This window comes from Brevundimonas sp. (genome assembly GCF_046295595.1).
GTDB lineage: Bacteria > Pseudomonadota > Alphaproteobacteria > Caulobacterales > Caulobacteraceae > Brevundimonas.
In genome coordinates this window covers 40,506-53,152 of record NZ_JBKBMX010000007.1, presented here as the reverse complement: position 1 = coordinate 53,152, position 12,647 = coordinate 40,506, and the positions used below count along the sequence as shown (strand labels likewise).

Here is a 12,647-nt window from a genome sequence, read left to right as displayed (position 1 = left end):
GTTTGCACCGGGTCGCCATCAGGAGTTCGCCCATGACCAGCCTTACCCGACTGACCGCCATCGCCTCGATCGGCGCCCTCGCCCTCGCCGCCGCGGCCTGCACGCCCGCGGAAACGGAGGCGGACAACGCCCCCGCCACCGACACGACGACGATCATCGAGCGCGAGGTTCCGGCCGATCCGGTGGTCATCGAGCGCGAGGTGCCGGCCGACCCCGTCGTCGTCCAGGACGACAACGACGGCGACACCACCACCGTCCGCGCCGGCGAGAACGGCGTCGAGGTCGAGACGACCAACCGCTAGAAGGCGGACGCGACACACGAAAACGGCGCCGGACGGGAAACCGTCCGGCGCCGTCTTTCGTCAGGCCCTGCTGTCGATCAGCAGCTGTAGTACATGTCGAATTCGACGGGGTGCGGGTGCAGTTGCAGACGCATCACCTCTTCCATCTTCAGCTCGATGTAGCTGTCGATGAAGTCGTCATCCATGACGCCGCCCTTCTTGAGGAAGGCGCGATCCTTGTCGAGATTCTCGAGCGCCTCGCGCAGCGACCCGCAGACCTCGGGGATGTTGCCGCGCTCTTCCGGCGGCAGGTCGTAGAGGTTCTTGTCGGCGGCGGCGCCCGGATCGATGCGGTTCTCGATGCCGTCGAGGCCGGCCATCAGCAGGGCCACGAAGGTCAGATAGGGATTGCCCATCGGGTCGGGGAAGCGGGCTTCGATGCGCTTGGCCTTGGGCGAATTGACCCACGGAATGCGGATCGAGGCCGAGCGGTTGCGCGACGAATAGGCCAGCTTGACCGGGGCTTCGTAGCCGGGGACCAGCCGCTTGTAGGAGTTGGTGGTCGAGTTGGAGAAGGCGTTGATCGCCTTGGCGTGTTTGATGATGCCGCCGATGTACCAGAGACAGAGATCCGACAGGCCGGCGTATTTGTCGCCGGCGAACAGCGGCTTGCCGTCGCGCCAGATCGACTGGTGCACGTGCATGCCCGAGCCGTTGTCGCCGAAGGTGGGCTTGGCCATGAAGGTGGCCGACTTGCCATAGGCGGCCGCGACGTTGTGGATGACGTATTTGTAGAGCTGCAGACGGTCGGCCATGGTCAGCAGGTCGCTGAATTTCAGGCCCAGTTCGTGCTGCGCCGGGGCGACCTCGTGGTGGTGCTTCTCGGGCTGCATGCCCAGGTCGCGCATGACGCCCAGCATCTCGCCGCGCAGGTCCTGGGCGCTGTCGGTCGGGTTGACCGGGAAATAGCCGCCCTTGTGCGTCGGGCGGTGGCCCATGTTGCCTTCGGAATATTCGGCGCCGGTGTTGGCCGGCAGCTCGATCGAATCGTAGCTGTAGCCGGTGTCATGCGGCTGGGTGGACCAGCGCACGTCGTCGAAGATGAAGAACTCGGCTTCCGGGCCGAAGAAGACGGTGTCGCCCACACCCGAGGACTGGACATAGGCCAGGGCCTTCTTGGCCATCGAGCGGCTGTCGCGGTTGTAGGGCTCGCCGGTGTCGGGGTTCAGCACGTCGCAGAACAGGAACAGGGTGGTCTGCTGGTAGAAGGGGTCGATCCAGAAATTGGTCAGGTCCGGCTTCAGCAGCATGTCGGACTCATTGATCGCCTTCCAGCCGGCGATCGAGGAACCGTCGAACATCGTCCCCTCTTCGAGGAATTCCTCGTCGACCAGATCGATGTCGAAGGTGACGTGCTGCATGCGTCCCTTGGTGTCGGTGAAGCGGAGGTCGACGTACTGGACGTCCTTGTCCTTGATCTCCGAGAGGATTTTCTTGGCGCTCATTCTTGAGGGTCCGTTTCTTGGGGGAGGAAAGAGAAACGGCCGCTCCGAAGAGCGGCCGGCGGTGTCGCGGTCAGACGGCCTGGGGTCCCGTTTCGCCGGTGCGGATGCGGATGACGTCGAGCACGTCGGAGACGAAGATCTTGCCGTCGCCGATCTTGCCGGTGCGGGCGGCGGTCTGGATGGCGTCGACCACCGAGGCGACCATGTCGTCGGGAACCACCACCTCGATCTTGATCTTGGGCAGGAAGTCGATGACGTATTCGGCCCCGCGATAGAGTTCCGAATGGCCCTTCTGGCGGCCATATCCCTTGGCCTCCAGCACGGTCATGCCTTGCACGCCCGCGTCCTGAAGCGCTTCTTTCACTTCATCCAGCTTGAAGGGCTTGATGACGGCTTCAATCTTTTTCATCGGCGATCCCAGGCAGGCTTCAAAACGCCTTGCGCTCGGGGGCTAAAGGGACATTGCATTGCACAATAAGGCAAGCGTTTTTCAGCCTTGGTCGTCATCCGTGAACGGAGAACCCGCGCCTTGACCGCCTCCGCCCCTCACGACTGGCGCGACAGCCTGCCCTGGCCCGGCGTGGAGACGCACAAGCATGCGCGCGGCCGGCTGGGGGTAGTGTCCGGCAAGGCGCCCCGGACCGGGGCAGCGCGGCTGGCGGCGCGCGGCGGTCTGCGCATCGGCGCTGGGCTGGTGCGCATCCTGTGCCCGCCGGACGCGGCGGCGGTGATCGCCCCGGCGATCGAGGCGATCATGCTGACGCCGTTCGGGTCGCCGGAGGCGCTCGCCGAGGCCGCGGCGGAGATGGACGCGGTGGTTATCGGCCCCGCCGCCGGGGTCAATGAGGACACCCGGCACCATGTCCGGGCCCTGGCCGTCACCGGCGCGGCCCTGGTGGTCGACGCGGACGGGCTGACGGCGTTCGAGGGCTGGCCGGAGGACCTGTTCGAGGCGCTGGACCGCGACGATGTGCTGACGCCGCACGAGGGCGAGTTCAAACGGCTGTTTCCCGGCTTGCTCGAGGGCGGACGCGAGGCGGCGGCGGTCACGGCGGCGGCCCGGGCCGGGGCCGTGGTCGTGCTGAAGGGGCCGCGGACGGTGATCGCGGCGCCGGACGGGCGGGTGGCGATCAACGACAACGGCACGCCGTGGCTGGCCACCGCGGGGACCGGAGACGTGCTGGCGGGGATGATCGGCGGATTGATCGCCCAGCGGATGGACAGTTTCAAGGCGGCACGGGCGGCGGTGTGGATGCATGCCGAGGCGGGGCGGACCTTCGGGCCGGGGCTGATCGCCGAGGACCTGCCGGACCGGTTGCCGGCGGTGCTGGCCGGGCTGTTCTCCGCGCGCGGCTGAGCGCGATCCCCGTTCAATTCGTCATCGAAGGGGCCTATGCGGGCGTCTCGTCGCCGGAGTTTTGAGTTGCTGATCGTCCTGTCCCCGGCCAAGCGGCTGGATTTCACCGAAGCCGACCCGGCCCTGCCCGCCTCGGAGCGACGCTTCCTCGAGGACACCGGGTCGCTGGCCCGCACCGCCCGCGCCCGCAGCGTCGCCGAGTTGCGGCGGCTGATGAGTATTTCGGACGATCTGGCCCGACTGAACCGCGAGCGGTTCCAGGCCTTCGACCCGGAGTCCACCGAGGGGGTGCAGGCCGCCTTCGCCTTCGCCGGGGACGTCTATGAGGGCCTCGGCGCGCGCGAACTGGACGCGGCGGCGCTGACCTGGGCGCAGGACCACATCCGCATCCTGTCCGGCCTTTACGGCCTGCTGCGCCCGCTGGACCGGATCCAGCCGTACCGGCTGGAGATGGGGACGCGGCTGAAGACGCGGCGGGGGGCCAGTCTCTACGACTTCTGGGGCGACCGGCTGTCGAAATGCCTCAACGCCGACGTCGAGGGGCAGGCCGATCCGACCCTCGTGAACCTGGCCAGTCAGGAGTATTTCGGCGCCGTCGACGCCAGGGCGCTGAAGCTGCCGGTGGTGACGCCGCATTTCCGCGAGACGCGCGACGGCGAGAGCCGGATCATCTCCTTCTTCGCCAAGAAGGCGCGTGGCGGCATGGCCCGTTTCGCCATCGACGAGCGGATCGACAAGGCCGAGGACCTCAAGGCCTTCGACCGCGACGGCTATCGCTTCGACAAGGCCGGATCGAACGAGACGGACTGGATATTCACCAGAACAGGAAATTCGTGAGGCCTGTCGCCTTCGCCATCGCGAACGGCTAGGCTGAACCCGAGTCACAGACGGACGAGACCCTATGTTTCAATGGCCCAAACGCGGTGACGGCCCGGAGGCCGAAGCCGCGCCCTTCCGCGATATCGGCGACCTGAAGGGTCAGGTGGCGGTGATCTCGGGCTCGACCTCCGGGATCGGCCTGGCCTTCGCCCGCGCCATCGCCTCGCGCGGCGGCGAGGTGGTGCTGAACGGCCTCGGCGATCCGTCGGAAATCGAGCGCACCCGGGCCGAGCTGGAGGCCAGCTGCGGCGTGCGGGTGCGCTATCACGCCGCCAACATGCTGCGCGGCGACGAGGTCGCGGACATGGTCGCCTATGGCAAGCACCAGCTGGGCCGGGTCGACATCCTGATCAACAACGCCGGCATCCAGCACGTCGAGGCGGTGGAGAAATTCCCGGCCGACAAATGGGAGCAGATCATCGCCATCAACCTGTCGTCGACCTTCTATGCGACGCGGGCGGCGATCCCGATCATGAAGGCCCAGGGCCGCGGCCGGATCATCAACATCGCCTCGGCCCACGGCCTGGTCGCCAGCCCGTTCAAGTCGGCCTATGTCGCCGCCAAGCACGGCGTCCTCGGCTTCACCAAGACGGTGGCGCTGGAGCTGGCGCAGGACAACATCACCTGCAACGCCATCTGCCCCGGCTTCGTCGAGACGCCGATCGTCGAGAAGCAGATCGCCGACCAGGCCCGCACACGCGGCATGTCGAAGGAGGCGGTGCTGAAGGACGTGATCCTCGGCTCGCAGCCGACCAAGCGGTTCGTCACCACCGACGAACTGACCGGGATGATGCTGTATCTCGTCTCGGACCTCGGGGCCTCGGCCAACGGAGCCAGCTTCTCGATCGACGGCGGCTGGACCGCGCAATAGCGCAGGAGGCGGGGGCCATGGCCAGACGCAAGCCCCCGGCCCCGGAACGAAAGGCCGTCAGTCTCGCCCTGCAGGGCGGCGGCTCGCACGGCGCCTTTCAGTGGGGCGTGCTGGACCGGCTGCTGGAGGAGGACCGGCTCGATTTCCGGGCGGTGACCGCCTCATCCGCCGGGGCGATGAACGCGGCGGCCCTGATCAGCGGGCTTGAGACCGGCGGGGCCGAGGGCGCCCGGGCCCGGCTGGACCTGCTGTGGCGCGAAGTGAACCTGTCTGGCGGTCGCAATGTGTTCGGCGACTCCTCGATCTGGAGCGCGGCCCTGACGCCGGGCTGGTTGAAGGAGACCAGCCTGTGGCGATCGGCCGAGACGGCGGCCATGTCGATGAGCCCGTATCAGTTCAATCCGTTCAACCTGAACCCGCTCAAGCGGGTGCTGGACAATGCGATCGACTTCGAGGCGGTGCAGGCGTCGCCGATCCGGCTGTTCGTCGCCGCCACGGCGGTGCGGCGGGGCCGCGCGCGGCTGTTCCAGAACGCCGAGATCACCGATCAGGTGCTGCTGGCCTCGGCCTGTCTGCCGCACCTGTTCCAGGCCGTCGAGATCGATGGGGAGCCCTACTGGGACGGCGGATACCTGGCCAATCCGGCGCTGTGGCCGCTGTTCGCCGCCGATACGCCGGACGACATCCTGCTGCTGCCGCTCAACCCCTTCGTGCGCGAGGAGTCGCCGCGGGCGGCAGGGGAAATCATGGACCGGCTGAACGAGATCGTCTTCAACGCCCCGCTGGTCGCGGAACTTAGGACCATCGCCCTCGTCCTTGACATGATCGAGGAGGGACGGATGAAGCGGACGGGCGAGGACCGCTACCGCCGCCTGCGGCTGCACGCGATCGAGCCGGGGCCGTGGGTCGGCGACCTGGCGTTGAGCTCGAAATTCAACACCGAATGGACCTTCCTCAACGACCTGAAGTCGCGCGGGCGGGAGGCGGCCGGCCAGTGGCTGGAGCACTGCATCGACCACGTCGGCGAGAACTCCAGCATCGACATCAAGAGCCGTTTCCTCGGCTAGCCGACGAAGCCCGCGGCGCGCCTGAGCCGGTCGTTGATGGCCTCGCCAAGACCCTGGGCGGGGATCGGGGAGACGGCGATGCCGGCGGGGCGCTCGCGGTCGGCCTCGCGCAGCTTGCGGAACAGGTTGGCGGCGGCTTCGCGAAGGTCGCCCGAGGGACTGAGACTCCAGCGCGGATCGCCGGACCCGGGACCGAAGCCGAGCAGGATCTCGCCGGAGCGCGCGGCCGCCGCCTCGATCCGCACGGGGGCGTCGGGCGCATAGTGCAGGGCCGTACGGCCGGGCGAGCGATGCCCCTCCCCGTCCCGCTCCAGCGAGCCGACGACGGCTTCGATCTCTTCGCGGGTGACCGAACCGGGGCGCAGCAGGGCGACGCGGCCGTCCAGCACCGAGACGACGGTGCTTTCGATGCCGACGGCGCAGGGCCCGCCGTCGACGGCGTCGGCGGCGGCGAAGCCGGTCTCTTCCAACGCATCCTCGAAGGTCGTCGGGCTGGGGCGGCCGGAGCGGTTGGCCGACGGCGCCACGACCGGTCCGCCGAAGGCCGAGATGACGGCGCGGGCGCGGGCGTGACCCGGCACGCGGACAGCGACACTGTCCAATCCGGCCCGGGCGAGGTCGCAGACGCGGTCGCGGTCCCGCACCGGGGCGACGATCGTCAGGGGGCCGGGCCAGAAGGCTTCAGCCAGGGCGCGGGCGCGGTCGTCGAAGACGGCGATGGACTCGGCCTCGACGGCGTCGGCGACATGGGCGATCAACGGGTTGAAGCGCGGCCGGCCCTTGGCCTCGAAGATGGCGGCGACGGCGGCCGGGTTCGCCGCGTCGGCGGCGAGGCCGTAGACGGTCTCGGTCGGCAAGATGACGAGACCGCCGCCGGTCAGGGCCTCGGCGGCCTGGGCGTCGGTCGCGCCGGAAGCGCGCACCGCACCGTGACTTCGCGGCCGACCATCCTGTTCCACGCGCCGGTGGCTCCTGTTCCGAAGTCCGTGCGGTCGGGCGTGACCGCCGCGTCAGATGCGCCCGGTCGCCGGTGAGGCGCAAGCCCGCCGGCCGGCGATGTCGTCTGCGCGGCGCCTCACGGCCGGCGGGGGATCAGCGGGATCATCCGGTGAAGGACGTTGTCGCGGTCGATGAAATGGTGCTTCAGCGCCCCCACGACATGCAGGAAGATCAGCACATACAGCCCCTTGGCGGCCAGTTCATGCAGGTCCATCAACTGGCCGGCTGTCTCGCGGCCACCGCCGATCGGCAGGGCCGGCCATTCGAACAGGCCGAACCAGAGGATGTCCCGCCCGGCCGCCGATGAGGCGGCCCATCCGACCAGCGGCATGGCGAGCAGAAGGACGTAGAACAGAACGTGGGTGCTGCGGGCGACGACCTTCTGCCAGCGCGGGGTGGAGTCGGGAATCGGAATGGCGGGATTGGCGATCCGCCAGCCCAGCCTCGCCAGGGTCAGCACCAGAAGGCTGAGCCCGACCGACTTGTGCAGGTTGACGAACTCGCGGGACAGGGAACCCTCGGTCGCGTCATGGGCGGCGATCAGCGCGATCTGCCCCACCACCAGGGCGGCGATCAGCCAGTGCAGGACCAGCGACACGGTCGAATAGCGGTTGCGCGGCTCGGCCACGATCTTCCTCCCTCTCCGATGCTTGGAACCCCCAGCTTGGCCCACACCGCCAGGTTCGCCAAGCCGCGCCTTGCCTGACGCGACGACAAGGGGGCAAGAAGTCCCTGCAATTTCGAAAGCCCGTCCCGATGACCTACCGCGCACCCGTCCGTGACCTGATCTTCACCCTGACCGAGGTGGCCGGCCTCGACGCGGTCGTCGCGACCGGGGCCTTCCCGGACTACGACGCCGAGGTGATGGGGGCGGTTCTGGAGGCGGCCGGCCAGTTCTCGGAGGGCGTGCTGGCGCCGCTGAACCGGATCGGCGACCAGAAGGGCTCGACCTTCGCCGATGGCGACGTGACCGCCGCGCCCGGTTTCGCCGACGCCTATCGCCAGTTCGCCGAGGGCGGCTGGACCGGCCTGTCCGCCCCCGCCCACGCCGGCGGCCAGCAACTGCCCAAGGCGCTGGAGCTGGCCGCCTATGAGACGGTGCACGCCGCCAACATGGCGTTCGGCCTGTGTCCGATGCTGTCGCTGGCCTCGATCGAGGCGCTGGAGGCGGTCGGTACAGAGGCGCAGAAGGCCACCTATCTGACGAAACTGGTGTCCGGCGAATGGACGGGAGCCATGGTGCTGACCGAGCCGCAGGCGGGGTCGGACCTCGGGGCGCTGACGGCGACGGCGGTTCCGAACGGCGACGGGACCTACAGCCTGACCGGCCAGAAGATCTACATCACCTGGGGCGACCACGACGCGACGGACAACATCGTCCATCTGGTGCTGGCCCGCCTGCCCGACTCGCCGCCGGGGCCGAAGGGCATCAGCCTGTTCCTCGCCTCGAAATATCTGGTGCAGGCCGACGGCTCGCTGGGCGCGCGCAACGCCTTCCGCCCGGTCGGGGTCGAGCACAAGCTGGGCATCCACGCCTCGCCCACCTGCGTCATGGCCTATGAAGGCGCGACCGCCGAACTGGTCGGCCAGCCCAATCAGGGCCTGGCGCACATGTTCGTCATGATGAACGCGGCCCGGCTGGCCGTCGGCGTCGAGGGCGTCGGCATCGCCGAGCGGGCGTACCAGCAGGCGCTGGCGTATGCGCAAGAGCGGCGGCAGGGCCGCTCGGTCTGGACCGGCGAGGCCAACGCCCCGATCATCGACCATCCCGATGTGCGCCGCACGCTGTCGGTGATGAAGGCCAAGATCGCCGCCGCCCGGGCCATCTGTCTGTCGACCGGCGTCGCGGCCGATCTGGCCAAACATGCCGCGACCGAGGAGGACCGGCGCCGCTGGAAGGCCCGCGAGGACCTGTTCACCCCGATCGCCAAGGCATGGTCGACCGACGTCGGCTGCGAGGTCGCCTCGCTGGGGGTGCAGGTGCACGGCGGCATGGGCTTCATCGAGGAGACCGGCGCGGCCCAGCACTATCGCGACGCCCGCATCGCCCCGATCTATGAGGGCACCAACGGCATCCAGGCCATGGATCTGGTCGGGCGCAAGCTGGGCCAGGACGGCGGCCAGTCGGCGCGCGAGCTGATCGCCGACATGAAGCTGACGCTGGCGGTGCTGCCGCGGCTGTATTCGGGCAAGCCGGTCGAACGGTTCGCCAATGCGGTCGAGGCGGTCGAGGACGCCACCCTGTGGCTGCTGGACGCCAAGGCCGACCCGGCCCGCGGCGCCGATGTGCTGGCCGCCGCCGACGCCTATCTGAAGCTGGTCGGCGACGTGGCCGGGGGCTGGATGCTGGCCAAGGGGGCGCTGGCCGCCCGGGCCATCCTCGACGCCGGCGAAGGCGATCCGGCGTGGCTGGAAGGCCGGATCACCCTGTACGAGGTCTATGCCGCCAATGTGCTGGGCCACGCCTCCAGCCGACTGGCCGCGGTCGGCCAGGGCGGCGAGCTGCTGCAGCGGATGAGCGTCGAGGTGCTGGCCGGCTAATCAGGGTCCGGCGGGCGCGTCCAGCAGGGCGATCGCCTCGCGCACATAGGCCGCATGGGCGACGATGCCGATGCCGAGCGGCTCGTCGCCGGGCCGCACCTCCGACACCAGCACCCCGGCGATGAACGGGTGCTCGGGCTCGACCGTGCCCGGCAGCTTGCGCGCCGTCGGCGTCCAGAACACCGGGCCGCCGGAGTTGCCGGGGAACACCGGGAAGTCGAGCAGGAAGACGGGGAAGCGACTGATCGGGGTCAGCGGCCAGGACGCCACCCGTCCGGCTCGCAGGATGGGGAAGCCGGCGGTGTTGGACGAATAGCCGCGCGGATAGCCGAGGGTCAGCAGCTCGTCCCCGGGTCCGACCTGCCAGGCGTCCAGCGACCCGGCCTCTGCCAGCCAGCCCAGCGGGATGGCGGCGCGGGCGAAGGCCGGCGGGGCGGAGACTTCCATCACCGCGATGTCGCGCTCCGGATGGCGCGTCCAGACCGGCTCGCCGGTCTCTTCGCGAATGCGCAGCGGCTCGGGCGCGAATCGCCAGCCGCCGTCGGGCGTCTCGACGCGCCAGCCGATCCGGGCGTCGGGGTCCGGCATGCCGTCCAGCACATGATGGGCGGTGACCAGCACGGTGCGCGGCTGTCCATCCGGGCGCGGCGCATCGATCAGGAAGCCGGTGCCGACCCGGCGGGTGGCGGCGTCGCCGTTGCGCTGGTCCAGCTGCACCGTGGCCGCGATCAGGCCGACGGTCAGGTCCCACGACGGCGCGGAGATGGCGGCGGCGGGCGGCTCGAGGGCCGAGGGGGGCGGGATCTGCAAGTCGAACATGAGGATCAGTGGGGCCTTGGCCGTTTGTTCATTTGACGGCGGCGGCGCCGGTCGCACAAGGTCAGCCGACCAATTCCGCCTGGGGGCCAAGACCATGAACCGCCGCGACCTGCTCGCCACCACCGCCGCCGCCCTGACGGCGGCCGCCCTGCCCGCCCAGGCCCGTCCCTCCGGAGCTTCCATGCCTCAGACCCCGCCCGTCCCGCCCGTCGCGAAGAAGATTCCGGTACGGATCGAACAGTTGGGCCGGGTCCGGGTCGACGACTATCAGTGGATGAAGGACGACAATTGGCAGGCGGTGCTGCGCGATCCGACCCTGATCAAGGCGGATGTGAAAGAGCACCTGACGGCCGAGAACGCCTATCGCGAGGCGATGATGGCCTCGACCCTGCCGCTGCAGGCGACGATGTTCGAGGAGATGAAGGGGCGGATCAAGGAGGACGACAGCTCCGTCCCCGCCGCGGACGGCGGCTGGGAGTATTTCGTCGAGTACCGCACCGGCGATCAGCATCCCCGCTATATGCGCGTCGAACGCCAGGGCAGCTGGATGGTGGACGGCGAGCCGGTGACGAAGAATTTCGTCGTCGCGCCGACGCCGCAACTCCTGCTCGACGCCAACGAACTGGCCGCGGGCAAGGCCTATTCGCAGGTGTCCGCGGCGAGTCACAGCCCCGACCACGCCCTGTTCGCCTATGCCGAGGACGCCCAGGGGTCGGAGGTGCACCAGATCTTCGTCAAGGATCTGGCCACCGGCGAGGTGCTGCCCGATCCGATCGGTTCGGCGACGGGGAACTTCGCCTTCTCGCCCGACAGCCAGTGGATCTTCTGGACCAACCGCGACGACAACGGGCGGCCCGACAAGATCTTCCGCCGCCCGGCGCGCGGGGGCGAGGCGACGCTGGTCTATGAGGAGACCGACGACGGCATGTTCATCAGCGTCGGCCGCACCAGCGACGACGCCTTCGTGGTCATTTCGATCGCCAATCAGGAGACGTCGGAGGCGCGGATCATTCCGGCCTCGGACCCGACCGCCGAACCGGTCGTGCTGGAGCCGCGCCAGGTCGCGCGCCTGTACGATCCGGACCACTGGGGCGACCGCTGGGTGATCCGCACCAACGCCGACGACTCGATCGACTTCAAGATCGTCGAGGCTCCGACCGCGACGCCGGGCAAGGCGCACTGGACCGACCTGGTCCCGCACACGCCGGGCCGCTACGTCGAGGGCGTAGCCCTGGTGAAGGACTTCATCGGCCGTCAGGAGCGGGCCGACGCCAACACCCGGATCATCGTCCGCGACCGCGCCGGGGCCGAGCACGAAATCGCCGTCGACGAGCCAGCCTATTCGCTGTCGCTGGGCGGGGCGTCGGAGTTCGACACCACGGTCATGCGCTATGGCTACAACTCGCCGTCGACGCCGACGTCGACCTATGACTACGACCTGAAGACGCGCGAGCGGACCCTGCGCAAGGTGCAGGAGGTGCCGTCGGGCCATGACCCGGCCGACTATGTGGTCGAGCGGCTGAACGCCCCGGCCGCCGACGGAGAGCTGGTGCCGGTAACCGTGCTGCGCCGCAAGTCGACGCCGGTGGACGGCTCGGCCCCGCTGCTGCTTTACGGCTATGGCTCCTACGGCTATCCGATGGCGGCGAGCTTCTCGACCAACCGGTTGTCGCTGGTCGATCGCGGCTGGATCTACGCCATCGCCCACATCCGCGGCGGCTCGGACAAGGGCTGGAACTGGTTCCTCAGCGCCCGCCGCTTCACCAAGAAGAACACCTTCACCGACTTCATCGCCGCCGCCGAGCATCTGATTTCGAGCGGTCACGGCAAGGCCGGGCATATCGTCGCCCAGGGCGGTTCGGCCGGCGGCTTGCTGATGGGGGCGGTCAACAACATGCGGCCGGATCTGTGGGCCGGGGTGATCGGCCAGGTGCCGTTCGTCGATGTGATCAACACCATGAGCGACACCTCCCTGCCGCTGACGCCGCCGGAGTGGCCCGAGTGGGGCAATCCGATCGAGGACCCCGAGGCCTACGACTACATGATGAGCTACAGCCCCTACGACCAGGTCGAGGCGAAGGCCTATCCGGCGGTGCTGGCCACCGGCGGGCTGTCCGATCCGCGCGTGACCTATTGGGAGCCGGAGAAGTGGGTGGCGAAGCTGCGACCGGCGACGACCTCGGGCAAGCCGGTGTTGCTGAAGATCAATATGGAGGCCGGCCACGGCGGCGCCTCGGGCCGGTTCGACTATCTGAAGGAGGTCGCCCACGACTACGCCTTCGCGGTCTGGGCCATCGACAAGGGCTGGGAGCGGGTCTGAGCTGACGC

The 12,647-nt window shown here is 69.0% G+C and carries 12 protein-coding genes; 7 read left to right on the top strand and 5 right to left on the bottom strand.

The window, feature by feature from the left end; all coding sequences use genetic code 11:
• The first annotated feature begins 32 nt into the window (after positions 1-32).
• The gene (locus ACK4JY_RS06895; RefSeq protein WP_409604089.1) at positions 33-302 is read left to right on the top strand and encodes a hypothetical protein; all 270 of its coding nucleotides are present in this window, start codon (positions 33-35) and stop codon (positions 300-302) included.
• Between the two features lie 77 nt (positions 303-379).
• Here the strand turns inward: ACK4JY_RS06895 and glnA are convergent, their stop codons facing one another.
• Positions 380-1,786, bottom strand: a complete 1,407-nt coding sequence (glnA, locus tag ACK4JY_RS06890) for a type I glutamate--ammonia ligase (RefSeq protein WP_409604087.1) — start codon at positions 1,784-1,786, stop codon at positions 380-382.
• A gap of 70 nt (positions 1,787-1,856) precedes the next feature.
• Positions 1,857-2,195 carry a P-II family nitrogen regulator gene (locus ACK4JY_RS06885; protein WP_409604086.1) on the bottom strand — a complete coding sequence of 113 codons (339 nt, stop codon included), beginning with the start codon at positions 2,193-2,195 and terminating at the stop codon, positions 1,857-1,859.
• Positions 2,196-2,315: 120 nt separating this feature from the next.
• On the opposite strand from ACK4JY_RS06885, the gene ACK4JY_RS06880 reads away from it, so the two are divergent.
• The 4 genes from ACK4JY_RS06880 to ACK4JY_RS06865 all read left to right on the top strand — a co-directional run bounded on the left by ACK4JY_RS06880 (position 2,316) and on the right by ACK4JY_RS06865 (position 5,960).
• Positions 2,316-3,143 (top strand): NAD(P)H-hydrate dehydratase, encoded by an 828-nt coding sequence (locus ACK4JY_RS06880; RefSeq protein ID WP_409604084.1) that lies wholly within the window; start codon positions 2,316-2,318, stop codon positions 3,141-3,143.
• Positions 3,144-3,209: 66 nt separating this feature from the next.
• Positions 3,210-3,980 carry a peroxide stress protein YaaA gene (yaaA, locus tag ACK4JY_RS06875; RefSeq protein ID WP_409604082.1) on the top strand — a complete coding sequence of 257 codons (771 nt, stop codon included), beginning with the start codon at positions 3,210-3,212 and terminating at the stop codon, positions 3,978-3,980.
• Positions 3,981-4,044: 64 nt separating this feature from the next.
• Positions 4,045-4,893, top strand: coding sequence for a 3-hydroxybutyrate dehydrogenase (locus ACK4JY_RS06870; protein ID WP_409604080.1), 849 nt, complete (start codon positions 4,045-4,047; stop codon positions 4,891-4,893).
• Between the two features lie 17 nt (positions 4,894-4,910).
• Complete coding sequence (locus ACK4JY_RS06865) at positions 4,911-5,960, top strand: patatin-like phospholipase family protein (RefSeq protein WP_409604078.1); 1,050 nt, start codon at positions 4,911-4,913, stop codon at positions 5,958-5,960.
• On the opposite strand, the gene ACK4JY_RS06860 is transcribed toward ACK4JY_RS06865, so the two are convergent.
• Positions 5,957-6,883 (bottom strand): L-threonylcarbamoyladenylate synthase, encoded by a 927-nt coding sequence (locus tag ACK4JY_RS06860; protein WP_409604076.1) that lies wholly within the window; start codon positions 6,881-6,883, stop codon positions 5,957-5,959. The two genes, ACK4JY_RS06865 and ACK4JY_RS06860, sit on opposite strands and share 4 nt — an antisense overlap.
• Before the next feature lie 152 nt (positions 6,884-7,035).
• Positions 7,036-7,587, bottom strand: coding sequence for a cytochrome b (locus ACK4JY_RS06855; RefSeq protein ID WP_409604074.1), 552 nt, complete (start codon positions 7,585-7,587; stop codon positions 7,036-7,038).
• Positions 7,588-7,715: 128 nt separating this feature from the next.
• Between ACK4JY_RS06855 and ACK4JY_RS06850 the strand changes: the two genes are divergently transcribed.
• Positions 7,716-9,500, top strand: coding sequence for an acyl-CoA dehydrogenase (locus tag ACK4JY_RS06850; RefSeq protein ID WP_409604072.1), 1,785 nt, complete (start codon positions 7,716-7,718; stop codon positions 9,498-9,500).
• Here the strand turns inward: ACK4JY_RS06850 and ACK4JY_RS06845 are convergent, their stop codons facing one another.
• Positions 9,501-10,319 (bottom strand): serine protease, encoded by an 819-nt coding sequence (locus tag ACK4JY_RS06845; RefSeq protein WP_409604070.1) that lies wholly within the window; start codon positions 10,317-10,319, stop codon positions 9,501-9,503. It lies immediately after the preceding gene.
• Positions 10,320-10,413: 94 nt separating this feature from the next.
• On the opposite strand from ACK4JY_RS06845, the gene ACK4JY_RS06840 reads away from it, so the two are divergent.
• Positions 10,414-12,639, top strand: a complete 2,226-nt coding sequence (locus tag ACK4JY_RS06840; protein ID WP_409604068.1) for a S9 family peptidase — start codon at positions 10,414-10,416, stop codon at positions 12,637-12,639.
• Positions 12,640-12,647: the final 8 nt, after the last annotated feature.